Source organism: Polaribacter marinivivus, from assembly GCF_042651285.1.
GTDB classification, from domain to species: Bacteria; Bacteroidota; Bacteroidia; order Flavobacteriales; family Flavobacteriaceae; genus Polaribacter; species Polaribacter marinivivus.
The window spans coordinates 607683-633176 of the sequence record NZ_JBHSCY010000001.1; the positions used below are offsets into that span (position 1 = coordinate 607683).

A 25494-nucleotide genomic window follows, 5' to 3' on the forward strand; every position below is an offset into this window, starting at 1 on the left:
TTTTGGTATGCTTCTTGAAAAAAGAGAACTATTAAATATATTTTAAAATGTTAAGAAAACTAATTGCTTTATTTCTTCTAATATCTTCATTTACAATTGCTCAAAATACAGTTAAGGGCTACATCAGTCCTAATTTAAAAAGCGATTGGTTAATTCTTTATAGATTAGAAGGCACTAGACAAATCTTTGTAAATAATACCACAATAAAAAAAGATTCTCTATATATTAATAATAAAATACAAGCTGTAGGAAGTTTTGAAATAACATTACCAAAAAATGCTAAAATAGGATCTTACAGAGCTACTTTTAGATTAGAAGGAGCTGGTTTTGTAGATTTTTTCTACAATAAAGAAGATGTAGAATTTATATTTAATCCTGATTTTCCTCAACAATCAATTGCATTTACAAAATCTAAAGAGAATAAATTATACAAACAATATTTAGATGATATTACTGTTGTTCAAGAAAAAATAGATTCGATACAAGTTGCATTTCTACAAAACAAAAAAGTAAAACTAGATTCAGCTTATAAAAAAGCTTATTCTGCTTTTAATAAAGAGCAAAGCAAATACGAAAGTGAATCAAAAAACATGTTAATTCATGATTTTATTACAGCAAGCCCAAGAATAAATTCTGAAACCATTTTAAATACCCCAGACGAATATTTAGGACTTATAAAAAGTACTTTTTTCGATAAACTAGATTTTACAAATAAGCAATTGGTAAACTCATCGTTTTTAACCAATAGAATATTAGATTACATATTTTATATTAATTATGCAGATAATGCTAAAGAACAGCAAACTCTTTATAAAAAGACAATTACTAAAGTTTTATCTAAAATAGATAGCAAAAGTTATAAGTCTAAAATTATAGAGTTTTTAATTGGGCAATTTGAAACTCAAAACAATATAGAAATTATAGATTATTTGTTTAATGAGCATTACAATAAGTTACCAATAAATTTACAAAACCAGCAATTTAAAAAAGAAAAGGAAGCCCTATTTGCTGCAGAAATTGGCAGAATAGCACCAGATTTTTCGTGGTCTAAAAACGGACAAAACTTTAAGTTATCTACATTAAATGATGCTGAAAAATATGTATTAGTTTTCTGGAGTACAGGTTGTTCTCATTGTTTAAGAGAAATTCCACAATTACATAGTTTTATGAAGTCTAAGTCTAATATAAAAGTAGTGGCTTTTGCTTTAGAAAAAGAAGCTTTTGTATGGCAAGAATACACAAAGGCAAACTTACAAGGTTGGCATAATGTGTTAGGGTTAAACAAATGGGAAAATAAAACAGCAAGAACCTATAATATTAATGCAACTCCATCTTACTTTGTTTTAGATAAAAACAAGAAAATTATTGCAAAACCTAATGAGTTTAAAGATGTAAAAGAGTTTATAAATAAACTTTAAAAATGTAGAAAAGCATCTTTTAAGTGCTCTATTATAGTTTGTTTTTTATTGGTAATAATAGCAATAATATCAAAGCGAACCTCAACATCTAAATCTCTTTCAACAACATAATTATCGATTGCAGAAAGTAACAGTTTTATTTTTTTAGGATTTACAAAATCTTGGGGATTACCAAAATAATTAGAGGTTCTTGTTTTAACCTCAATAGCAACTAGAACATCTTCTTTTTGAGCAATGATGTCTACCTCTGCTTTTAAGTATCTATAGTTAGTTTCTAAAATTGTATAGTTATTCTCTAGCAAAAAATCAATAGCTAACTGCTCCCCTTTTTTTCCTAAATCATTATGATCTGCCATTATTATAAGACTTTTTTTATAGTATAAAAATTATTCTTCTGTTGTATTCATGTATGGTTTAAAAACGCTCCTTTAAAAAAGTTATTTATTAGATTGCAATATTGACAATAGCCATACAATGTATAAAAAATTAGACAGTTTTTCTCAAATTAGTAGTTTATTGATTTTACTAGTTTCATTCAACATTTTTTCTCAAGTATCTGTTGGTAATGGAAGTTACACAAATACATTTCCAGGTACAGATGCTGCAAATAGAAATGCTTTTCCTTCTGGAGAGCCAAAAACTTCTGGTATAGCCGCTACAAAACCAGTACCAACAAACGATTGGTGGTCTAAATTAATTAAAGAAGATTTTGCAGATAATTTATTTAATTATCCAATGACCATGAAAACTACAAACCAAGGTCTAATTGTTACTTTTATTCCAGTTGGAAGACCAATTGGTGATAATGCTGCTATACAGGTTGGGTTAACCAACTTAAATGCTACTAAAACTACTGTTTCTGATTTTTCTGATTGGACTGTCACTATGGATTGGAATGACAATACACATAACTTAAAAGCAACTTCTGGAATTGGAATGCCTTTTGTTTATTTAGAAAAAAATGATAATGCAACAGCTGAAGTAACTATAAACTCAGGAAATGTAACCCTGTCTAATGAATTAATTATTATTGAAAATGCATCTGATGGAGGTGACTTTGTGGTTTATGCTCCTTCTGGAAGTACTTGGACAAAAAATGGAAACGTATATACTTCTTCTTTAAATGGAAAAAATTATTGGTCTATTGCAATGTTATCCTTAACAACTGCTAATGTGAGTGCTGTGGCTCAAGAATATAAAAAGTACGCGTATGTTTTTCCTACAAATACTTCTGCAGATTGGTCTTTTAATAAGAATTCATCTAAAGTAACAACAACATTTACAATAGAAACAGCAACTAAAGAAGGTGCTAACACTAATATTTTACAAGGTTTATTACCCCATCAATGGAATAATTTAGCATCAAATTCTGCTACACCTAGTGGTTACAGTTACCAAACTGCGAGAGGAGAATTAAAAACTTTAGAAGGGAATTCTTTTATTGTAGAAAATACATTTAAAGGAATTTTACCAACATTGCCAGATGTAACAAACTTTAGCACCACCTATAAACCCAATGAATTACATTCAAAAATAACATCTATTCAAAATGATAAACTAGCAACTTGGACAGATTCTTATAATGAAGGACAAGTAATGAATCGTTTAATTCAGACTGCAAGAATTGCAGATCAAACAGGAAATATAGAAGGTAGAGATAAAATGATTGCTACAATTAAAGAACGATTACAAGATTGGTTGAGTTATGAAAATGGCGAAGTTGCCTTTTTGTTTTATTATAATTCAAATTGGTCTACCTTATTAGGTTATCCTTCAGGGCATGGACAAGATAGCAACATAAACGATCATCATTTTCATTGGGGATATTTTATACATGCTGCTGCTTTTTTAGAGCAATTTGAACCAGGTTGGGCTTCAAATTGGGGAGAAATGATAAATCTTTTGATAAGAGATGCTGCATCTTCAAATAGAAATGATGATAAATTTCCATATTTAAGAAACTTCAGCCCTTTTGCTGGTCATAGTTGGGCAAATGGTTTTGCATCTTTTCCTCATGGAAATGATCAAGAATCTACATCAGAAAGCATGCAATTTGCTTCATCGTTAATTCATTGGGGAACTATAACAAATAATGATGAAATTAGAGATTTAGGAATTTACATTTACACAACAGAACAAACAGCTATTGAAGAATATTGGTTTGATATGTATGAAAGAAATTTTGATGCAAATCATCCTTATAGCTTGGTTTCTAGAATATGGGGTAATTGGTATGATAATGGTACTTTTTGGACATCAGACATAGCTGCTTCTTATGGTATTGAGTTATATCCAATTCATGGAGGATCTCTTTATTTATCACACAATCAACAATATGCAAAAAAATTATGGGCAGAAATGGAAGCTAATACACCTGTGTTAAATAATGCTGAAAATGAGAATTTATGGTATGACACTTATTGGAAATTTCTTTCCATGACAGATCCTCAAAAAGCACTAGATCTTTATAATGGTTATTCAGATAGAAATGTAAAATTTGGTATTTCAGATGCTCAAACCTATCATTGGTTGCATGCAATGAAAGCTTTGGGTCAAATAGACATTTCTGTTACTGCAGATTACCCAATTGCTGCTGTTTTTAATGATAATGGCTCTAAAACCTATGTTGCTCACAATTACTCTAATACTCAAATCACTGTAAATTATTCAGACGGATATCAACTTATTGTTCCTGCTAATAAAATGGTAACTAGCAGAGATATTAATGTTAGTGCAATTTTATCATCAGATAAAAAAGAAATTAGTGAAAACGAATCTATAAACCTTACTGTAAACACATCTGGTAATGGAATTATAAAAGTTGAATTTTATAATAACGATACTTATTTAGCAGAAGATGCCTCAGTTCCTTTTACTTACGCCTCTTCTAACTTAAGTGCAGGTATTTACAATTTATTTGCAAAAGTTTATACTGCTAATGGTTTTGTTTTTTCTAATGTAATTAACGTACAAGTTGGCGATCAAAAACCTTATCAAGATACTGTCCATACAATACCAGGCACTATTGAAGCTGGACATTATGATTATTTTGTTGGTGGAGTAGGACAAAATATAACCTATTATGATGATTCTGTAGTAAATGAAGGTGATTTTAGAACAACAGAATATGTAGATGTGTTAAGTGTAGCTAATGAAGGAGCAACAGTAGGATGGATTTCTGCTGGTGAATGGTTAGAATATACAATTGATGTACAAACAACTGGGTGTTATACATTAAACACTCGTTTTGCTTCAGGAAATTCCAATGGAGGAGGTCCAATTTATTTTGAAATTGATGGAACTAAAATTAGCGAAGACATCAGGTTTTCTGCAACAGGAGACTGGAATAATTGGGTAACAAAAACAACTAATTTAGAACTAAATCAAGGAACACATATATTAAGGCTAGTTGCAGATCAAGGAGAAGTAAATATTGGTAAAATGGAGTTTGTTTATAATGCAAGTACTTGTCCTACAGAGCAAGAATCTTCGTTACCTTTTGACTTTGAAACATTTCCAACAACTGCTGATTTTAATAATTTTGATGGAGGTATAGCTATTGTAGAAAACGTTTCAGCTGCTCAAAATAATGGAAATAGTAGTACAAAATTAGCAAAACTTGTAAGAGATGGAGGGCAACCTTGGGCAGGTTCATTTATAAACCTAAAAAACACTTTAGATTTTAGAACAAATAATTATATAGTATTAGATATTTGGACAGAAGCCCCTGTAGGAACATCGATGCAAATAAAACTAGAACAACAAAATGGTAATGCTGCTTTTTCTTTAGCAACACCAACAACTGTCTCTGGTGCATGGGAAACTTTAGTTTGGGATTTTGGTCAACTTGGCTCTAGTGCTTATGATAAACTAGTATTTATGTTTGATATTAATAATGTTGGTAATGGATCTAACACATCAACTTTTTATTTTGATAATGTAAGACAAGAAAACACGTTAAGTATTAATGAGTTTTCAATTAATGATATTCTAATTTATCCAAATCCTATTAAAAATACGATACAAGTAATTTCTAAAACAAAAGAAATTTCTAAAATTGAACTCTTTAACATTATTGGAAAAAAATTAAAAGTAATTACTAGAAATTTTAATGAAATTGGGGTAGAAGAGTTATCAAGTGGATTATATTTAATTAAAGTTTTTTCTGAAAATAAAAGTTTTACCACTAAAATAATTAAAGAATAAATATCTATTTTTTTATTTAAAACATTATTTACTACTTTTAAATAATGGATTTTCCTTTTGGTTTTGGACAAAAAAGCTCTTTGCTTTTAATTTTCTTTTTTAATGGAATTTTATTCTCATTTCTACTATTAAAAAAGGGTATTCAAAACAATAATAACGCTAATAAATGGTTGAGTTTTTTATTGTTTTTGTGTGCTATGTATATTGCACCATATATGTTGGGGTATGCAGGTTGGTATTCAAGAAAAGTGACAAGAGAAATTCTCTATTTTATTCCATTTATGCAGGTTTTACTAATTGGTCCTGTCATTTTTTTCTATACTAAAAGTCTTCTTAATTCAACTTTTAAAATATCTAAAAAAGAATACTATCATTTTATACCTGCCCTTATTTATTTAATATACAGTCTAATTGTTTTTATTACAGATAAACTAATTTTAGATGAGTTTTATTTTTATGCAGATGGTAGAGATAAAGACATGGCAAATTGGTATCAAATAGCTGGTATCATATCTATGGTTTATTATCTAATAGCAAGTCTAAAGTTCTATAAAAATTATAAAAAACTAGTTTTTGATAAAGTAAGTTTCGCAGATTCTATTTTATTTGAATGGATTCCGAATTTTTTAATTGCTTTTTTAAGTATTGTTGTTTTAAGAGTATTATTATTTCTTTTAAATCCTGAATGGGGCAATTTTGGTAACCAATTTTGGCATTATATTGCATTTTCTATTGTTGTACTTTATGTATCTGTAAATGGGTATGCTAATGCAGTAAAAATGTCTTTTTTAAATGATGTTAATTCAGAAACCATTAATGTTTACCAAGAATCAGATGAAGATCACAAGACAAAACAAGACAACACAAATCTTGAAGAAATTGAATTTTGGAAAGACAAAATTCTACATTTAGTTGAAAGAGATAAAATATTTAAAAATCCAACTTTAACACTATCTGATCTTTCAAAACTATTAAATACAAACACTAAAACTATTTCTAAAAGTATCAATTCAGGATTTGATATGAATTTTAATGACTTTATTAATCATTATAGAATTGAAGCTGTAAAAGAAAAACTACAAAAAGAAGAGCATAAAACTTCTACTTTATTAGGCATTGCTTTTGACTGTGGTTTTAATAGTAAGGCTACTTTTAATAGAGCTTTTAAAAAGAGTACAGATTTATCTCCAAAAGATTATCTTAAAAATTTATAACAATCTTAGTCTCAAATCAAGATTTGAAGCGTATATACCTAACTTATATCACATATTTGCATCAAAATTAATTCTATTATGAGGTATTTCATATTGTGTTCAGCACTATTCTTTGGGTTGCAAATTTCAAGTCAAAATCAAGATTTTCAAAAAATTGATTCCATTTTAAAATCTAAAGTTGAGGAAAATCATCCTGGAATTGCAGTTGGTATTCTTAAAGATGGCAACATCATTTATGAAAAATATTTTGGGCTATCTAACCTTCAGCATAAAGTGAATTTTGATGAAAACACAAGATCTAATATTGCATCAACTGCGAAACAATTTACTGCCTTAATGATTTTAGATTTATCATTAAATGAAAAATTGAGTTTAGAGAATGATATCAGAAAATACTTACCAAAACTATATAAAAATGTTAATGATAAAATTAAATTACGTCATTTATTAAATCATACTAGTGGTATTCGTGATTATGTTGAATTATTAGATTTAGAAGGAGATGTTTGGTGGAAAAGAGTTGGTTTAAACAATAATGCTATTTTAGAATTAATAGAAAACCAAGAAGAATTAGGGTTTACACCTGGCACTCAATATAGCTACAGCAACACAAATTACGTTCTACTTACCAAAGTAATTGAAAAAGTTTCAGGAAAAACTTTTAATGTGTATTCTAAAAATTTCTTTGAAAATTTAGGTATGAATGAAACTTCTTTTGTTGAAGGCTATATGAAAGTAATTCCTAACAGAGCAAACCCATATTCTGATTGGGGAAGAGGAGAATGGTGGGAAGTACCAACAGTTACCAAAACCAATGGAGAAGGTTTTTTATTTACCACTTTAAAAGATCAGTTGATTTTTGAAAAAGCTATACAAAATGCAGATCATAATAATAATGTTTTATTAATTAAAAGTCAGCAACCCATACCAAATACCGAGATGAAAACCTATGGTTTTGGATTAGAACTCGAAGATAAATTAGGTAGAAAAGCTGTGCACCATTCAGGAGGAACTTATGGATTTCATTCACAAACCTACAGATTTCCAAAAGAGCAATTAACCATTTTTGCAATGAGTAATAATGGTAATATTAGTACCAATTTAATAGCCCAAGAAATTGCAAAAATTCTATTACCAAAGTCTGAATATAAAATTAAATACAATTCTAAATTCTACGAAAATTCAGAGGCAAATGACGTAATAGTTTTAGGAAAATATACCTATCCACTAGAAAATAAAATCGTAGAAATCATAAATAATGAAGGAAAAACATTTTGGAAAGAGAAAAACTTTACTGTAGAAATGGTTTCTGAAGATAAAAACTTGTATTCTTTCACCAATAATAAAAAACTAAAAGTGAGGTTTTATGCAGATAAAATGGTTGAGTATTATCCTTCAGGAAAAACAATTACTTATAGTAAAGTAAATGATGAATTTCTATCTAAATCAGATGTAGAAAATTTGGTAGGGAATTACTATAACAAAGCATTAAAAGTTGGTTTCGATTTAAAATTGAATGAAAAAAACAAGTTACAATTTAAGTTGTCTAGCAATAAAGGTTTAAATGATGTTACGTTTTATAATCGTAAATATGGGATAGCAAACAACTTTTTCTTAAAAGTAAAAAGAGACTTGTTTAATAGAGTAATAGAAATAAAACTTACTTATGGTAGAGCTCATAATATTAGATTTATTAAGAAAACAAATTTAAAATTTCAGCCAAAAATTTCTACTGAAAATGGCTCTATTAACGTAACAACCATTGGTTCTAAAAAAGGGAATTCTTCAACAATTTTGCTGACTAAAAATTATGCAAATGGCAATGAAATTTGGTACAAGAAATTTGGAGGAAGTAGTTATGATAAAGCAAGTTCTATTATAGATACTGTAGATGGTTATTTAATTATAGGGTCTACGAGTTCTTATGGAAAAGGGAATTACGACATGTTTGCCATTAAAACTGATCAAAAAGGTAATAAGCTTTGGCAAAACACCTTTGGAGGATTTTATAACGAATATGGTTACACAGCAGAAAAGACAAAAACAGGTTTTATTATAAAAGGCACCAAACAAAACTGCCCTAATAATACTGATATCAATAGAAAATGCACAACTAATGTTTGGTTTGTTACGATAGATAAAAATGGTAAGGAAGTTTCAAATCAGCTACTTGAAGAAATTAAACATTAGTCAAATGATAAAGTTGAATGTTCTTTTGAGATAATCAACTTTGTTTTTCTTCCAAAAATTAAAGCTCTATTGTCAGCTTCATGACCTGCAGGAAAATTAAAAATAACAGGAATGTCAGCAGGAATTGCATCTAAAATGAGTTGCTCTATAGAACTCCCCCATTTTGTAGAATTCTTTTTAATCAAGCTCATATTACCTACAACTACCGCTTTTACATTAGTAAAATAATTGGCTCTTTTTAAACTTTGTAACATTCTGTCTATAGCATATTTATACTCACCTATTTCTTCTATAAATAAAATTTTATCATCAGTATTTAATTGGCTTTTAGAGCCTAACATCGATGTTAAAATCGCTAAATTACCTCCTATTATTTGACCTTGAATTGTATCTAAATTTTGTGTTCTATTGTATTTTGATAAAGGAATTTTATAACTCAAATTTTCACCAAAAAGTGCTTTTTTAAATGTTGAGATGGTTTCAATAATTGCTGAAGGTTTTTCCTCTAAACTAGTAGCCATCATTGCATGTAATGTTTCAATTCCTAAATTATGAATATGATTATGAAACGCTGTAATATCAGAATATCCAATAATCCATTTAGGATTTTGTGTAAACTTTGTGAAATCGAGCTTGTCTAAAATTCGTACAGAACCATAACCTCCTCTTGCTGCCCAAATGGCTTTTATATTTTTATTATCTAACGCTTCTTGAAAATCTGCTGCTCTTTCATTATCTGTGCCAGCAAAGTGATTGTTTTGATGAAACATATTTTTACCAAGAACCACATATAGCCCCCAACTTTCAGCTAATTGTTTTGCTTGTAAAACAACAGCTTTTCTACTTGGTTTTAAAATTCCTGCAGGTGCAAGAATTGCAATGGTATCACCAGCTTTTAAATAAGCAGGGGATTTTAATTTTTCTTGTGCTTTTATTGAAACTAAAATCATCAAGAATAAAAAAGTAACTATTTTATACTTCATTTTTTAATACTTTTTATGCCAACCCAAACCAAAAGTTATACCAACACCAACATAAGATCTTTTAGCAAGATTACCATATAATTTTAAACCTAGTCCACGACCAAAACTTGTAGGCTTCCCTACAGGAATTAACCCAAATAAAACTTTATATCTTTCTTTTTTTGAATGAAACCAATGAATGCCAAATTCTAAAGGAAAACCAACAAAGTTATATTGTGAAATTACAACATCTTGTTTTATATCTTTATAATTACTATAAGAAATTCCTCCAGCAAAGTGATAAGCTAAATCATTTTTAACAAACCTTCTTCCATAGAGTATAGAGTATTCTCTTGTTAATTTTTGATCAATGCTAATTGGGATAATTCCAAAAATCACATCTACGTTTTCGATACGAGAAATTTCAAAAAATCTAAATTTAAATAAATTTTTCTCTATTTGATAATTTAAACTTAAACCTCCAGATAAACCATTAGTAACACCAAATGAATATCCAATATTTACATCCACAAAAACTATTGGATTATCTTTTCTAGAAATAGAATCTTTTTCTTTTTGAGCATATGCAAACCTTGAGCTAAAAATTATTAGTATAATTAATATTAGACTTCTCATTTCAATTTTTTGTACTTATGTAAATGTATCTATTTTCAATGGTTATAAAAAATTGCTTTTTTGTACTTTTGCACTTCAAAAATGATTCCAAAAATTTAAGAGAAACTTTATGAGTGCTCCAAAAAGATATACAATTACAGCTGCATTACCATATACAAATGGTCCTATACATATTGGTCATTTAGCAGGTGTTTACGTTCCTGCAGATATTTATGCTCGTTATTTACGAAATATTGGTAAAGATGTAGCTTACATCTGTGGTTCTGATGAACATGGTGTAGCCATACCTATGAGAGCTAAAAAAGAAGGTGTTTCTCCACAAGATATTATAGACAAGTATCATACAATCATTAAAAAATCTTTTTTAGAATTTGGAATTTCGTTTGATAATTATTCAAGAACTTCTGCTGAAATTCATCATAAAACTGCATCAGAATTTTTTACCAAATTATATAATGATGGAGAATTTATTGAAGAAGTAACTGCACAATTGTATGATGAAGAAGCCAATCAGTTTTTAGCTGATAGATTTGTTGTGGGTACTTGCCCTAAATGTGGATTTGAAGAAAGTTATGGAGACCAATGTGAAAATTGTGGAACTAGCCATAATGCAACAGATTTAATTAATCCTAAATCTGCAATTACTGGTAATGTACCTACTATAAAAGAAACAAAACACTGGTTTTTACCTTTAGATAAACATGAAGATTTTCTTAGAGAATGGATTTTAAAAGGCCATAAAAAAGATTGGAAACCAAATGTATATGGTCAAGTAAAATCTTGGGTAGATGATGGATTAAAACCAAGAGCTGTAACTAGAGATTTAGATTGGGGTATTCCTGTGCCAATTGAAGGTGCAGAAGGTAAAGTATTATATGTTTGGTTTGATGCACCTATTGGATATATCTCTTCTACAAAAGAATGGGCTGCAAGAGAAGGTAAAAACTGGGAAGACTATTGGAAGAAAGATGATACTAAATTAGTGCATTTTATAGGAAAGGATAATATTGTCTTTCATTGTATTATTTTCCCAAGCATGTTAAAAGCTCAAGGAGATTATATTTTACCTGACAATGTACCTGCAAATGAGTTTTTAAATTTAGAAGGTAATAAATTATCAACTTCTAAAAATTGGGCAGTTTGGTTACATGAATATTTAGAAGATTTTCCAAATCAGCAAGATGTGTTAAGATATACATTAACTGCAAATGCTCCAGAAAGTAAAGACAACGATTTTACATGGAAAGATTTTCAAGCAAAAAATAATAATGAGTTGGTTGCCATTTTTGGAAACTTCATAAACAGAGTTTTAGTGTTAACTCATAAATATTATGAAGGAATTATACCAACACCAAATGAATTTACAGAAATAGATGAAGATGTTTTAGCGGCTTTAAAAGATTATCCAGCAATTATTGGAAAATCAATAGAGCGTTATCGCTTTAGAGAAGCAAGTCAAGAGTTAATGAATTTAGCTAGATTAGGAAATAAATATTTAGCTGATGAAGAACCTTGGAAAAAAATTAAAACAGATGAAGAACGCGTAAAAACTATTATGTATGTGGCATTACAAATTGCTGCAGGTTTAGCTGTTGTTTCAGAGCCATTTTTACCTTTTACTTCTGCCAAATTAAAAAACATGTTAAACATTGTTTTTTGTAGAAAAGAAAAAGGGTTGTGTTGGTCAGACATTTCTACAAAAGACATTTTACTAAGGGCTGGTCATCAAATTAATAAATCTGAACTATTATTTTCAAAAATAGAAGATAAAACTATAGATGCTCAACTTGAAAAATTAGAAGCTACTAAACTAGCAAACGAACAAGAAAACAAATCTGTTGAACCTCAAAAAGAAACTATTGAGTTTGATGATTTTACAAAACTAGACATCAGAATAGGTACTATTTTAGAGGCTGAAAAAGTGGCTAAGACTAAAAAACTTTTAAAACTAAAGGTTGATGTAGGTATAGATACAAGAACTATTGTTTCTGGTATTGCCGAAAGTTTTTCTCCAGAAGACATTATTGGGCAACAAGTTTCTGTGTTAGTAAACTTAGCTCCAAGAAAAATTAGAGGAGTAGAAAGTCAAGGTATGATATTAATGACTGATACAACAGATGGGAAATTAGCTTTTGTTGAGCCAGAGAAAGCTGTAAAAAACGGCCAACAAGTTAGTTAATTTTAAAGTTTATTTACATTTTCTACATTCAAGTTATTTTTTACTACTTTTCGTGGTTTAAAAAATAATTATGTCTAAAAAAATAGCATTTATTGCATTCGTAGTTTCTCTAGGAGGATTTTTATTTGGTTTTGATGCAGGTATTATCTCTGGTGTGATGTCTTATGCTAGTCCAGAATTTAATTTAGATGACATTCAATCTGGTTGGGTAGTAAGTTCACCTTCCTTTGCAGCAATGATTGCAATGCTATTTTCTGGTAGATTAAGTGATAAAATAGGACGCAAAAAAATTTTAATTATTGTAGCATTTTTATATTCAATCTCTGCACTACTATCTGCAATAGCTACTTCATACGAAATGCTTTATATAGCAAGAATGATTGGTGGATTAGCTTTTGGAGCAGCATTAGTATTAGCACCAATGTATATTGCAGAAGTTTCTACAGCTAAAAACAGAGGAAAGCTTGTTGCTATACAGCAATTAAATATTGTACTTGGGTTTTTTGCTGCGTTTTTAAGTAATTACTTTTTTAATAAATACAATACTCCAGATAGTACGTTTCTTACAGATACAAATGTTTGGAGATGGATGCTAGGTGTAGAACTAATTCCTGCTTTATTCTATTTTATTGCATTATTTTTTGTTCCTAGAAGTCCTAGGTGGTTGTTCTTAAAAGAAAAACTAGAGGAAGCTAAAAGAGTTTTACAAAATATTCATGGAAATTTAGTTGCTAAATCTGAAATGGATGCTATCGTAAAAAATGCTGAAAAAGAAGAACAAATAAAATCAAGAGTAAATATTACAGACTTAATTAAACCTGGTTTACGCTTTATTTTTGTAGTAGGATTAGTTATTGGTATTTTACAACAAATTACGGGTATAAATGCTGTTTACTTTTATGCAACTTCTATTTTCAAACAAACAGGAATTGGAACAGACGCTGCTTTTTCTTCTGGAATTTTATTAAGTTCAATAACAGTAATTTTTACCTTAATTTCTATGTATTTAATTGATAGAGCAGGTAGAAGACCTTTGTTATTAGTAGGTACTTTTGGTATTGCTTTTAGCCTATTATTATGTGCTTATGGTTTTAAACAAGCTACTTATCAACTTACTTCTGAAAAAATTGAAGCCTTAAGTTTTAGTGGATCAGAAAAATTACAAACTATTGCCAATAAACAATATAGTTTTGATGTTGATTTTAAAAATGAATTAAAATCGATTTTAGGAAATCAATTATATGCTAAAAATGATGGTGAAATTTTAGAGGCAGCAACAACTATAAATGCAAATTTAGTTTTAATTGGTATTCTAGGTTTTATTGCTTGTTTTGCCTTTTCTTTAGGCCCTGTAATGTGGGTGTTATTATCAGAGTTATATCCTTTAAAATATAGAGGTTTAGCAATAGGAATTATTGCCTTTGTAAACTCTTTAGTAAGCTCTATTATTCAACTTATTTTCCCTTGGGAATTGTCTAATTTAGGAAACGCTATGTCGTTTTTCTTATTTGGTATTATTGCATTAATTGGCTTTTTTATCATGCTTAAAATAGTCCCTGAAACCAAAGGAAAATCTTTGGAAGAAATTGAAAAGGAATTTGTGAATGCGTAAATTTGCATATGCTTAAAATTGCACATCATGTAATTTATAACCATCCTTTAAAAGAAGGACATCGTTTTCCTATGGAAAAGTATGATTTGTTACCTCAACAACTTATTTATGAAGGCACTTGTGCTGAAGATAATTTTTTTGAGCCTGAAATACCCAATAACAAACACTTTTTTACAGTTCATGAACCCGAATATTTTTTCGATTTATTAAACATTACTTTAGACCAAAAAGCAGCCAGAAGAATAGGGTTTCCACTATCTGAAGTCTTAATTGAACGTGAAATGATTATTGCAGATGGCACCATGAAAGCTTCAGAATTTGCCTTACAACATGGTATTGCCATGAATATAGCTGGAGGCACACATCATGCATTTACTAATAAAGGTGAAGCTTTTTGCATGCTAAATGACCAAGCTATAGGTGCTAAATATTTACAAAATAAAGGTTTAGTTAAGAAAGTGCTTATTGTAGATTTAGATGTACATCAAGGAAATGGAACTGCAGAAATTTTTAAGAATGATCATTCTGTTTTTACCTTTTCTATGCATGGTAAAAGTAATTATCCTTTTGTAAAAGAACAATCAGATTTAGATATTGCTTTAGAAAATGAAACAAAAGACGATGAATATTTAACCATCTTAAAAGAAACATTACCAAAACTCATCAATCAAGAAAAACCAGATTTTATTTATTATTTGTGTGGTGTAGATGTTGTTGAAACAGATAAATTAGGGAAACTCTCTTTAACTATAGAGGGTTGTGCAGCAAGAGATCGATTTGTGCTACAAACTTGCTTTGATGAAAAAATTCCTGTGATGTGTTCTATGGGTGGTGGTTATTCTAAAGATGTAAACATTGTTGTAGAAGCCCATGCAAATACATTTCGATTAGCTCAAGAAATATATTTTTAAGAAAACAATCTATTTTTTAAATTTTATTTAGTTTTTGGAATGATTATTGTTAAATTTTACAAAAAAATCAAACTAACTATGAAAATAATTAAAATTACCCCATCTACTAAATTTGCTTTTTTATCTCTTTTTTTTTCAATTATTACTGTTTTTGGACAACAATCCTTCAAAAACCTAGAAATTGAATCTGAATTTAAAAACTACACTCAGCCTTATGAAGAAGTAATGTATGCCCACATTAACAAAACAAAATTTATTAAAGGCGAAACTATTGGTTTTACAGTGTATGCTTTAAATAAAAAAAATAAAATACTTTCTTCAGTTACCTCTAACATATATTGTGTTATTACAGATAAAGATAATAATGTAATTAAAGAGCAAATGGTAAGAGCAAAAGACGGAATTGCAAATGGCTCTTTTACTATTGATAAAAAATTTAAAGATGGTAACTTTAATCTTAAGGTATTTACAAATTGGATGATGAACTTTTCTCCTCAAAATATTTTTGTAGAAAATTTTGAAGTTTTAAGTACAAAATCTAATCAAAATAAAGGTAAATCAGAAAGATCTAAAAAAATAGACTTACAGTTTTTGCCAGAAAGTGGGCATCTTTTAAGAGATGTATTAAATACAGTAGGTGTAATTGCAAAAGATTCTTTAGGATTTGGCATTTCTAATTTAAAAGGTAAAATTGTTGATTCTAACAATAAAGAAATCACCAATTTTAAATTAAATAAAATGGGTATTGGTCGTATTTCGTTTATTCCTAAACATGTAGAAAGGTATAATGCTATTATAGATTATAAAGGTGAAAAACAAACCATTTTATTAAATAACAAGGTTGAAAATAAAGGCGTTATTTTAAAAGTATCTTCTAATAATGAACAAGCAATAGTATCTGTTGTTGCAAATGAATATACTAAAGCATTTACTAAGAATAATAAGTATACCCTTATTTTACATGATGGTAAAAACATTGAAGAAATACCTATAAATTTTGAAGATAAACTTACAATATCTTTAAAAGTACCTTTAGAAAAATTATCAAAAGGGATTAATGTTTTTACTTTATTTAATGAAGATAATATTCCTGTTTCAGAAAGATTATTCTTCAACTTTAAAGGGTTAAATCTAAAAGAAAGTAAATTAATTTCATCAAATACAAAAAATGGTAAGACAAGTGTAAATTTTCAATTTAACAATAATAACACTAATTACAATAATGTAAGTGTTTCTGTTTTACCAAAAGGCACTAAATCTTACAGAAAAAGTAATAATATGATTTCTCAAGTTCTGCTAAAACCTTACATAAATGGTTTTGTAGAAAATGCGAATTATTATTTTTCTGACATCAACCAGCAAAAAAAACATGAACTAGATAATTTATTAATTACTCAAGGATGGAGTAGCTATGATTGGATGACTATTTTTAACAATAAAAATAAATTCAACTACACTTTTGATGAGGGTATTACTATAAAGTTTAATGTACCAACAAAGAAAAAAGAGAGTAATTTTTTAATACATCCATTAAAAGAAAATGAACCAAAACTTATCTCTTTTGACGATAAGATAAAATCTTTTACAGCTTATAAGTACTTTCCTGAAGATGATGAAAAATTGTACTTATCTAAAATTAGTAAGAGTGGTAAAGTAGAAAAAGTACCTGTTTACGCTCAATTATTTCCAAATGTAATACCAAGTTTAAAAAATAAAGTTTCTTTTTTTAAAACTAAACCTACTTACTACACATTTGAGAATTTAGTTGACATCAACAACTTTATCAATTTAAACAATTCAGAAGTTTTAGATGAAATTCAAATAAAAGCAAAAACTGAAAGAGATCGTATAGAAAAAATAAGAAATAGTGCTTTTGGTAGAGTGCAGTTTTTAAGAGATAATGATAGAAATAATACTTTAGCAATTTATTTAAATGCACAAGCAGGAATTTCTGCTAGAGACAATTTTCAAACAGGAAGGTTTGAAGTATACAATAGATCTGCTGGTGGTGTACCTGCTCTATATTTAAATGATTTTTTTACTTTGGATTATAGTTTCTATTTTAATTATTACTTAGACTATGTAGAATATATCGAAATAAATTCTGTTGGTATTGGACCAATGACATTTGGACCTGGAGGTACTATTAAAATCTATGAAAATTATAAAAAATTTAAAAATTACAGACCTACTTTATCTAAAATAGACTTTCCTGTAACGTTTACAAAACCCAAGAAATTTTATATACCAGAATATGCTAATTATAAAAATAATTTCTTTAAAAATTATGGTGTTTTAGATTGGTTACCTAAAAATAAAATAAGTGAATCTGGTAATTTAAATTTAGCGTTTAATAGTAAAAATGCTAAAGAAGTTGTTTTATTTATAGAGGGTATAACCGAAAATGGAGATTTTATATTAGATGAAAAAATTATAAAAATTGATTAATTGTTATTATCAAAAACATAATCTAATGTTTATATTTTTAAACTAAGTTAAAGTATGAAACATTTTACTTTATTAGTATTTTTCTTTTCTATCGTAATTTTTTCTCAAAGCAAAGAAAAAAATATAGACTCATTATTTTTAAATTATACTAAAGAATACGAAGAAGTAACTTATGCACATTTAAATAAATCTATTTTCATCCAAGGAGAAGCTGTTGGTTTTACTATTTATGTATTTCATAAACACAAAAAACAACTTTCTAAGAAAACGAAAAACGTATATGTTAACATATACAATAATGAAAACCAAATAGTATCACAACAACTTTTAAAAGTAACTAATGGTATTGCAAATGGTACAATATCACTAAATAAGGAGTTTAAAAAAGGTAATTATACGTTTCTTGTTTTCACCAATTGGATGTTAAACTTTAATAAACAAAACATTTTTAGAACATCATTTAAGGTTTTAGATATAGACAATAATTCCGTCCTGGATTTAAATAATAAAAAAGCAAAAAGTTTAGATATTCAGTTATTACCAGAAAGTGGTCATTTTTTAGATAAAACAATTAATTCTGTTGGAGTAGTTGTTAAAGATTCTTTAGGTTTTGGTGTTCCTAATTTAGAGGGTACAATATTAAGTAATAAAGATACTATAACCCATATTAAACTAAACAATTTAGGTATTACAAGATTTTCATTTTTTGCTGAGAGTACAAAAGATTACAAACTAATTTTTACAATTAATAATAAAATAGAAAAGAATTTTGCAAAAAATATAGCAAATAAGGGTGTTTTATTAAGTGTTAAAGAAGTTAATGAATTATGTTTCATTTCTTTAAAAACAAATAATGAAACATTAAAAAGTATAAAAACAAAACCTCTTTTACTCACTTTTCATGATGGAAAAGTATTAAATAAAATTTCTGTAAAATTTAATAATAAAACTACAATTACAAAAAAAATACCTTTATCAAAATTGTCATCAGGTATTACAATATTTACAGTTTTTAATGAAAAAGGCAAACCAATTAGCGAACGATTATTTTTTAATTATAATAACATTTCTGTTTTAAAAAGCAACATACAAAATATTCATAAAAACGACTCTTTAGCTTCTATTATTTTAAACTATAAAACCAACAATTCTAAAACCACTTTTACTAATGTAAGTGTTTCTGTTTTACCAAAAAATACAAAATCTTATTTACATAATAATACCATGCTATCTCAAGTTTTCTTAAAACCTTATATTAAGGGAATTATAGAAAATGGCAGTTATTATTTTAAAAATGTAACTAATAAAACAAAATACGATTTAGACAATTTATTAATAACACAAGGTTGGAGTTCTTACGATTGGACAAGTATTTTTTCTTCGACCTTAAATAATAAAAAATATGTTTTTGAAGATGGTTTAACTTTAAACTTTAAGATTCCAGAAAAAGAAAAACTTCAAAAATTGTTTATACATGGTACAAAATACAATCCTCCAAAATTTATAGACGTTTATAAAAACACTAAAGAATTTCCATTATCAGATTTTTTTCTTTTTGAAGAAGAAAAACTAAATATTTCTAAAGTAGATTTTAAAGGAAAACTAAGTAAACCTAATTTAAAAATAGAATTTTATCCAAAAGAAATTCCTGAAATAAACATTAAAAATTTAAAGACTTTACCCATTGTTGAATTTTACACTTATGAGAATACTGTTGCTGCAAATAACTTTTCTAAATTAAATAATTTTGAAATTCTAGATGGTATTTCTTTAACTACAAATCTTGAGAAAATAAGGCGTCAAAAAATAAAAAGTGAAGCTTTTGGTAGAGTATTTTTCATAGATAAACTAGAAAGAAATCAATCTTTAGTTAATTTCTTAAATGCAAAACCAGGTATTATAGCTTTTGATGATTATACAAAAGCGCAAATTGTAGTTAAAAATAAAAGGTCAAAAGAAAATTTAAGGTTGGTTTTAAATGGTCTTCAAGTTTCTGAGTATTTACTTTTTAATTACTGGATGGATGTTGTAGATTATATAGAAATTGATACAAGATCTCCTCTATTTTCTATAAAAAATCATGCAGGAGGAACAGTAAATATAAAAACCAAGTCAAATGCATTTAGTAAAAGAGATGTTTCTATATCTACTTATAAAGCACCTCTTACATTTACTAAAAAAAAGAAGTTTTATATCCCAAAATATACAAACTATAAAGATGTTTTTTTTAAAAACTATGGTGTTTTAGATTGGTTACCTAAGAATAAAATAAGCGAATCTAGTAATTTAAATTTATCTTTTAACAGTAAAAATACTAAAGAAGTTGTTTTGTTTATTGAAGGTATAACCGAAAATGGAGATTTCATATTAGATGAAAAAATTATAAAAATTGATTAATTGTTATTACAAAAATTGAAATAATATGCTATTAATAAAAAATCCGCTAATAAGCGGATTTTTTATTTTAAAATAATTTTACAGTTTTACCTGCATCTTCTGGTTTTATTTTTACTAATAATTTCCTTAAACCTAATTTATTTACTTTGTAAACTTTTGTACCTACAGACCAATTTTCTTTTCTTGTAGAAAATGGCATCATTGGAAAACCATATCCAAATTTACTTCCATCAGATTTTGGTCCTACTACTACAAAATGATTTCTATTACTAGAATTGTTTTTAATTTTAAAACGTATCCAACTTACTTTTGTGTTTTCTACTTTCTTTGTCTTAGCTATAGCTTTTTTTATATCTCCTTTTAAAGATTTTGGTGTATTCACTAATATCAGTCTTCCATCATTTTTAATGATAGAATTAATTTCATTTTCTGCAAATACTTTAGCTTTTCCATAACCCCAAATATTAGCTCTAACATTCTCTGCTTTTAGTTTAGAAGCATCTATTTCTCCATTTTCTAAACCTATATTAAACTGTGCTACTTTACCAGAAACAATAACATTGCCTATTGGAGCCATTACATTTAAATAATCAGAATCTATATTAATGATTTGCAATGTTTCATGTGTACCTGTTTCTACTCTTCTTAAATTTGGTGCTCCAATTTTAATATTTATTTTTTGTGAAGCTTGAATCCATTTTAGTTGATCTAAATGTAGTTTACCTTCTAATACCTCAGTATCAATTTTATCAAAAAGATTGCTGTCTGTTGTAATTGTCATCAATTCTTTAGCAGCATAATCAATAGTAATTTTAGCGTATAAATTAATTTTTATTTCCTCTACATTTTCTATTGAAAAAGTTCTGGTTTCTATTTTTTTATTTCCTTTTACTTGAGCATTTATAGATGTAGTAATCAATAATACTATGATGATTATTTTTTTCATGATTGTTTTATTTTCTAGTGATTTCTGAATGTTCTTTATTAAATGTGGTTTTGTAGATAATGGTTTCTGCTTTGTATTCAAAAACAATTTCTCTATTGTCACTTCCTTTTAATTCGTAATCATTTCCGTTTTTAACAAACTTAAAATTGATGCCATAAACAGCTGTTTTTTCATTAAAAGTAGCTTCATAAATTCCATCTTTATTCTCATCTGTTAAAGGGTAAGACTCTCTCCATTGATTAGGTAAAAAGTTTCCTCTAATTCCTATAGATTCGATATTTTCTAATCCATTTGTATCTACTAAAAAAGTAACTTTTTTATCAAATTCTTCTTGAACACAACTTGAAAGTATTATAGTTGTTATGGTTAAAAGTGTCATTAATTTTTTCATTTTTATAAATTTTAATTGTAGTTATTATTTTGTCTTTGAAAGAAGTTTCTTTGAGATTAAGTAATCGATTCCAAATCGTCCAGACCCTAAATACAAATGATAGATTGCAACCCATAAAAAACCCATTGCTGGTAACATTGCCCAAGTTCCTTGACCCCATTTTTGAAGAAAAATAGCCACTAACATTGTACACATAATTAAGAAAGAAGCTATTCTTGTTTTAAAGCCTAGTGCAAGAAATAAACCACCAACTGCTTCAGCAAATGCACCCATCCAAGCAAAAAATACAGGGAATAACGCAAAAATACCTCCATATTCTGCAACGTCTTTTGGAAACCAGGCTACAACTTCAAAAAATCCAAGATTAGCAGTATTAGACCAGGGTAAGCCAAATTTGTCTGAACCAAAACTTAAGGTTAATAACATACCACATACAAATCTTGGAATTGTAAAAAGTAAATCTGCAAACCAATGTTTTTGAATTACAGGTGTAATAATTGTTTTTGATAATTTTAAAAAGTGTGTTTTCATAATAGATAAGTTTGTTCCATTTTTTTGATGGTACAAAGTTGCTATTTATCTATGCTATGAAAGACTTACAACGTATTTATAAGACTTAAATACGATTTGAGACGTCTTATTTTGTGATAGAATTTAAAAATTCTGTTGGAGAAATTTGTGTTATTTTCTTAAAAACACGATTAAAAGTAGCTTTACTATTAAAGCCACAATCGTAAGCTATACCTAGTAAAGAAAGCTGTTTGTGCTCGCCTAAATTTAGCTTTTCTTTAAATGTATTTACACGATATTCATTAATAAAGTCATTAAAATTTTTATTGAATCCTGAATTTATAATTTTACTTAATTCAGCACGATTAATTTGTAATTCATCAGATAAATCAGATAAATTTAAATCAGGATTTAGATATGGTTTTTCTAATTCCATATAACTTTTAAGCTTCTCTATATCTTCTGCTGAAACTTTTTCTTCTTCCTTTTTAACTTGTGGAATACTTTCTGGATTAGGAGAAAAACTAAAAGATAATTTGTTAAGTTTGGTTGTATCTGTGAAATATCCTTTAATACCAACAAACAAAACAACAATTGCCATAAAAATATTTAACCACCAACGTTGTTCGTAGTTTAATTCTATAATTAAACTACCTATGATATCTTGCAGTGAACTGTATAAAAATAAAGCCGTAAAAGCAATTAAAAAACTTAAAATCCAATTAAGTTCTAGCTTATAAGTGTTAGAAAAGTAGGCTTTAATACGTTTTCTGTAATTATAAAATAATTGAAATGTAAACGCTAAATACAATAACATTTGTGCAAAACTAACAAAAACCAAAAGGGGTAAAACTATGGGTTCATCTACATAAAGTTTTAGTATACCATTTTGAGTATCATTAAAACCAGGTTGTAAACTATCATAAAAATAAATGCTAAATCTGTATAAGATTAAAGTTATTGCTGGAATAAAATGTATAAAATCTTTCTTTTTAAATGTAAAATTAGATGTTGTAATCGCTTTTACATAAAAATAAATAAGTGGAGCAATTGCTATACCTAAAGGAATTAAAAAGTAATTGATTTTAGTATTCCTAAATACATTATACCAACCCATAAAACCAACAGTATAACAGGTTTGTTGGTAACAAACAATTAATAAAATTAAAGCTAAAAAAAGGTCAGATACATTTTTCTTTTTAATATATCTAGCAAATAATAAACCTACAAAAACTAACCCTTGAACAACTAAAATAAGTAAAGGTGTACTGTAAATATTAAAGTCTGGAAAAGAGAGAAACATGGTTTTTATCCTAAAACGTTACTCTTTTTCAGTTGATTTACAAAAGGTTGACTATACAAGCGTTGACCTAAAGCATTATGAATTGCATTAGCAACAGCACCTCCTGCTGGAGGTAAACCAGGTTCTCCTAAACCTGTTGGAGATTTATCATTTTGTACAAAATGAACATCAACTTGTGGAGTTTCTTGCATTCTTATTAGTCTATATTTATCAAAGTTTTGAAATTCTGGTTTGCCATCTTTAAAAGAGAAATCGCCATACATGGCATGTCCAATACCGTCAATTACACCACCTTGAACTTGATTTACAGCTCCTGTTGGGTTTACAACTATACCACAATCTACAGCAGCAGTAACTTTTTGTACAACTGGATAACCATCTTTTAAAACAACCTCAGCAACTTCTGCAACATGAGTATTATGGCTGTAATATGCAGCAAAACCTTGGTATACTCCTTCTTCTTTTTTGCCCCAATTTGCTTTTTCTTTCACTAATTTAATAGTGTCTTCCATTCTTTGACCAGAATATTCGATTCTTTTATCTGTAGTACCTTTTACATTTTGTAATAATTCAAGAACTAAGTCTGTATGATCTTTACCTAATTCACTAGCTAATTCGTTAAAAAAACTTTGTTCTGCGAAAGCTAAAAAATTAGTATAAGGAGCTCTCCAAGCACCAGTAGTGATATTACTTTTGTAATTACCTGTATCTACTTTATAATTTGGGATACATCCTGCTGGAAAAAAGTTTGGGATTAAACCATACATATTTCCATTAATGGCAGCTTCTTTTAAATGATAGCCAGTAACTTTACCATCTTTTAAGGCAGCTTTAATTCTATATTTTATTGCTGGTCTGTAAGTGCCTGCAGTCATATCATCTTCTCTAGAGAAAACTACTTTTATTGGAGTACTAGCTAAACTAGATATTTCTGCAGCCTCTAAAGCAAAATCACCATACAAACGTCTACCAAAACCACCTCCCATTCTTGTCATTTCACAATGAATCTCTTCTACTTTTCTCTCAAGTAATTGTGCAACTCTATTGACTGTCCATTGTGGAGTTTGTATTGGACCTACTAAATGTACTTTATCTGCAGTTACATTAGCATAAAAGTTCATAGGTTCTAAACAGTTATGAGGTAAAAATGGAGAATGATATGTTCTTTCAATTACTTTATCTGCTTCAGAAAATGCTTTATTTACATCACCATCTTCACGTCTTGTATTAAACTTCTTACCATCTAAAATATCAGTTAAAATTTTGTTATGATTTTCGGTGCTTTCTGGTTTGTTATCTGACCATTTTGCTGTTATTGCTTTTTTACCCTTCATGGCTGCCCATGTTGAATTTGCTAAAACTGCAACTTTATCTCCAAACTTTAATACATTTACTACCCCTGAAACTTCTTTGGCTTTAGAATCATCAAAACTTTCTAATTTTTGACCAAATGAAGGTGGTCTTAAAACAGAAGCAATAAGCATATTTTCAGCCTTATAATCTAAACCAAATAAGGGTTTACCTGTTATAATTTTATCTATATCTACATTAACAGCATCTTTACCAATAATTGTATATTCTGTTGTTTCTTTTAGTGTTGCATTTTCTGGCACTTCAAGCACAGCAGCTTCTTTAACTACATCTCCATAGCTTAAAGTTTCTCCATTTGCATTTGTAATTGTCCCTTTTGAAGCTGTACAAGTAGATGCATCTACATTCCATTTTACAGCAGCTGCATTAATTAACATCTGTTTAGCTGTTGCTCCTGTTTGTCTTAAAGCATCCCAACCTTGCCTAATAGATTGGCTACCTCCTGCAACTTGTCTTGTAAAGTTTTTAGTATCTAAAGCACCTTGAGCAACATTTACTTTGTTCCATTCTACATCTAATTCTTCTGCTATAATCATAGGCATAGATGTTTTAACACCTTGACCTATTTCTGGATTTGGAGAATAAATAGTAACATAGCCTTCATCAGATATTTTAATAAAAGCATTAAAGTCATTAAAATTAAGACTCGCTATATCTACAGGCATTTTAGCTTCTGGTTTACAAGCTTGTAAAAAATTAAAGCCAATTAACATTCCACCACTTGCTAAAACAGAAGTTTTTAAAAAGTTTCTTCTACTTAAATTTGTTTTGATTTGTGTTTTCATTTTAAAGTAGTTTGT

At 28.1% G+C, this 25494-nt stretch carries 17 protein-coding genes; 9 read left to right on the forward strand and 8 right to left on the reverse strand.

Features of this window, described 5'->3' with window-relative positions:
- Positions 1-47: 47 nt before the first annotated feature.
- Positions 48-1418, forward strand: coding sequence for a TlpA family protein disulfide reductase (locus ACFOWD_RS02880; RefSeq protein ID WP_377407955.1), 1371 nt, complete (start codon positions 48-50; stop codon positions 1416-1418).
- Here the strand turns inward: ACFOWD_RS02880 and ACFOWD_RS02885 are convergent.
- Positions 1415-1774, reverse strand: coding sequence for a YraN family protein (locus ACFOWD_RS02885; RefSeq protein ID WP_377407958.1), 360 nt, complete (start codon positions 1772-1774; stop codon positions 1415-1417). The genes ACFOWD_RS02880 and ACFOWD_RS02885 overlap by 4 nt on opposite strands.
- A gap of 118 nt (positions 1775-1892) precedes the next feature.
- On the opposite strand from ACFOWD_RS02885, the gene ACFOWD_RS02890 reads away from it, so the two are divergent.
- From ACFOWD_RS02890 to ACFOWD_RS02900, 3 genes are all read left to right on the forward strand, one after another.
- Positions 1893-5624: a glycosyl hydrolase gene (locus ACFOWD_RS02890; protein ID WP_377407960.1), complete on the forward strand. Its 3732-nt coding sequence runs from the start codon at positions 1893-1895 to the stop codon at positions 5622-5624.
- Positions 5625-5668: 44 nt separating this feature from the next.
- A complete protein-coding gene (locus tag ACFOWD_RS02895) occupies positions 5669-6838 on the forward strand; it encodes a helix-turn-helix domain-containing protein (RefSeq protein ID WP_377407962.1) in 1170 nt (389 codons plus the stop codon).
- A gap of 78 nt (positions 6839-6916) precedes the next feature.
- Positions 6917-9028 carry a serine hydrolase domain-containing protein gene (locus ACFOWD_RS02900; protein WP_377407964.1) on the forward strand — a complete coding sequence of 704 codons (2112 nt, stop codon included), beginning with the start codon at positions 6917-6919 and terminating at the stop codon, positions 9026-9028.
- Here ACFOWD_RS02900 and ACFOWD_RS02905 read toward each other — a convergent pair.
- Together ACFOWD_RS02905 and ACFOWD_RS02910 are read right to left on the reverse strand one after the other, a co-directional pair.
- On the reverse strand, positions 9025-10011 hold the full coding sequence (locus ACFOWD_RS02905) for a S66 peptidase family protein (RefSeq protein WP_377407966.1): 987 nt from the start codon (positions 10009-10011) through the stop codon (positions 9025-9027). The two genes, ACFOWD_RS02900 and ACFOWD_RS02905, sit on opposite strands and share 4 nt — an antisense overlap.
- A 3-nt stretch (positions 10012-10014) precedes the next feature.
- The gene (locus ACFOWD_RS02910) at positions 10015-10626 is read right to left on the reverse strand and encodes a hypothetical protein (RefSeq protein WP_377407968.1); all 612 of its coding nucleotides are present in this window, start codon (positions 10624-10626) and stop codon (positions 10015-10017) included.
- Positions 10627-10735: 109 nt separating this feature from the next.
- Between ACFOWD_RS02910 and metG the strand changes: the two genes are divergently transcribed.
- The 5 genes from metG to ACFOWD_RS02935 all read left to right on the forward strand — a co-directional run bounded on the left by metG (position 10736) and on the right by ACFOWD_RS02935 (position 20173).
- A complete protein-coding gene (gene metG, locus ACFOWD_RS02915) occupies positions 10736-12805 on the forward strand; it encodes a methionine--tRNA ligase (RefSeq protein WP_377407970.1) in 2070 nt (689 codons plus the stop codon).
- Between the two features lie 70 nt (positions 12806-12875).
- Positions 12876-14417 (forward strand): sugar porter family MFS transporter, encoded by a 1542-nt coding sequence (locus ACFOWD_RS02920; protein ID WP_377407972.1) that lies wholly within the window; start codon positions 12876-12878, stop codon positions 14415-14417.
- An 8-nt stretch (positions 14418-14425) separates the two neighbouring features.
- The gene (locus ACFOWD_RS02925) at positions 14426-15328 is read left to right on the forward strand and encodes a histone deacetylase family protein (RefSeq protein WP_377407974.1); all 903 of its coding nucleotides are present in this window, start codon (positions 14426-14428) and stop codon (positions 15326-15328) included.
- Between the two features lie 78 nt (positions 15329-15406).
- Complete coding sequence (locus ACFOWD_RS02930; protein ID WP_377407976.1) at positions 15407-17776, forward strand: hypothetical protein; 2370 nt, start codon at positions 15407-15409, stop codon at positions 17774-17776.
- 54 nt (positions 17777-17830) lie between these two features.
- Positions 17831-20173, forward strand: coding sequence for a hypothetical protein (locus tag ACFOWD_RS02935; protein ID WP_377407978.1), 2343 nt, complete (start codon positions 17831-17833; stop codon positions 20171-20173).
- Between the two features lie 67 nt (positions 20174-20240).
- Here the strand turns inward: ACFOWD_RS02935 and ACFOWD_RS02940 are convergent, their stop codons facing one another.
- The 5 genes from ACFOWD_RS02940 to ACFOWD_RS02960 all read right to left on the reverse strand — a co-directional run bounded on the left by ACFOWD_RS02940 (position 20241) and on the right by ACFOWD_RS02960 (position 25479).
- Positions 20241-21119 carry a GIN domain-containing protein gene (locus ACFOWD_RS02940; protein WP_377407980.1) on the reverse strand — a complete coding sequence of 293 codons (879 nt, stop codon included), beginning with the start codon at positions 21117-21119 and terminating at the stop codon, positions 20241-20243.
- A 7-nt stretch (positions 21120-21126) separates the two neighbouring features.
- The gene (locus ACFOWD_RS02945; RefSeq protein ID WP_377407982.1) at positions 21127-21510 is read right to left on the reverse strand and encodes a hypothetical protein; all 384 of its coding nucleotides are present in this window, start codon (positions 21508-21510) and stop codon (positions 21127-21129) included.
- Positions 21511-21534: 24 nt separating this feature from the next.
- Positions 21535-22041 (reverse strand): DoxX family protein, encoded by a 507-nt coding sequence (locus tag ACFOWD_RS02950; protein ID WP_298990368.1) that lies wholly within the window; start codon positions 22039-22041, stop codon positions 21535-21537.
- Positions 22042-22147: 106 nt separating this feature from the next.
- On the reverse strand, positions 22148-23323 hold the full coding sequence (locus ACFOWD_RS02955; protein WP_377407984.1) for a helix-turn-helix domain-containing protein: 1176 nt from the start codon (positions 23321-23323) through the stop codon (positions 22148-22150).
- A 5-nt stretch (positions 23324-23328) separates the two neighbouring features.
- Complete coding sequence (locus tag ACFOWD_RS02960; RefSeq protein ID WP_377407986.1) at positions 23329-25479, reverse strand: xanthine dehydrogenase family protein molybdopterin-binding subunit; 2151 nt, start codon at positions 25477-25479, stop codon at positions 23329-23331.
- Positions 25480-25494 lie beyond the last annotated feature (15 nt).

What these genes read in the sequence shown, in the direction of transcription:
- ACFOWD_RS02940 (WP_377407980.1), bottom strand. Translation starts at nt 21,119, where the DNA reads ATGAAAAAAATAATCATCATAGTATTATTGATTACTACATCTATAAAT.
- ACFOWD_RS02890 (WP_377407960.1), top strand. Translation starts at nt 1,893, where the DNA reads ATGTATAAAAAATTAGACAGTTTTTCTCAAATTAGTAGTTTATTGATT.
- ACFOWD_RS02905 (WP_377407966.1), bottom strand. Translation starts at nt 10,011, where the DNA reads ATGAAGTATAAAATAGTTACTTTTTTATTCTTGATGATTTTAGTTTCA.
- ACFOWD_RS02930 (WP_377407976.1), top strand. Translation starts at nt 15,407, where the DNA reads ATGAAAATAATTAAAATTACCCCATCTACTAAATTTGCTTTTTTATCT.
- ACFOWD_RS02960 (WP_377407986.1), bottom strand. Translation starts at nt 25,479, where the DNA reads ATGAAAACACAAATCAAAACAAATTTAAGTAGAAGAAACTTTTTAAAA.
- ACFOWD_RS02935 (WP_377407978.1), top strand. Translation starts at nt 17,831, where the DNA reads ATGAAACATTTTACTTTATTAGTATTTTTCTTTTCTATCGTAATTTTT.
- ACFOWD_RS02950 (WP_298990368.1), bottom strand. Translation starts at nt 22,041, where the DNA reads ATGAAAACACACTTTTTAAAATTATCAAAAACAATTATTACACCTGTA.
- ACFOWD_RS02945 (WP_377407982.1), bottom strand. Translation starts at nt 21,510, where the DNA reads ATGAAAAAATTAATGACACTTTTAACCATAACAACTATAATACTTTCA.
- ACFOWD_RS02910 (WP_377407968.1), bottom strand. Translation starts at nt 10,626, where the DNA reads ATGAGAAGTCTAATATTAATTATACTAATAATTTTTAGCTCAAGGTTT.
- ACFOWD_RS02920 (WP_377407972.1), top strand. Translation starts at nt 12,876, where the DNA reads ATGTCTAAAAAAATAGCATTTATTGCATTCGTAGTTTCTCTAGGAGGA.
- ACFOWD_RS02885 (WP_377407958.1), bottom strand. Translation starts at nt 1,774, where the DNA reads ATGGCAGATCATAATGATTTAGGAAAAAAAGGGGAGCAGTTAGCTATT.
- ACFOWD_RS02895 (WP_377407962.1), top strand. Translation starts at nt 5,669, where the DNA reads ATGGATTTTCCTTTTGGTTTTGGACAAAAAAGCTCTTTGCTTTTAATT.
- ACFOWD_RS02880 (WP_377407955.1), top strand. Translation starts at nt 48, where the DNA reads ATGTTAAGAAAACTAATTGCTTTATTTCTTCTAATATCTTCATTTACA.
- ACFOWD_RS02900 (WP_377407964.1), top strand. Translation starts at nt 6,917, where the DNA reads ATGAGGTATTTCATATTGTGTTCAGCACTATTCTTTGGGTTGCAAATT.
- ACFOWD_RS02955 (WP_377407984.1), bottom strand. Translation starts at nt 23,323, where the DNA reads ATGTTTCTCTCTTTTCCAGACTTTAATATTTACAGTACACCTTTACTT.
- metG (WP_377407970.1), top strand. Translation starts at nt 10,736, where the DNA reads ATGAGTGCTCCAAAAAGATATACAATTACAGCTGCATTACCATATACA.
- ACFOWD_RS02925 (WP_377407974.1), top strand. Translation starts at nt 14,426, where the DNA reads ATGCTTAAAATTGCACATCATGTAATTTATAACCATCCTTTAAAAGAA.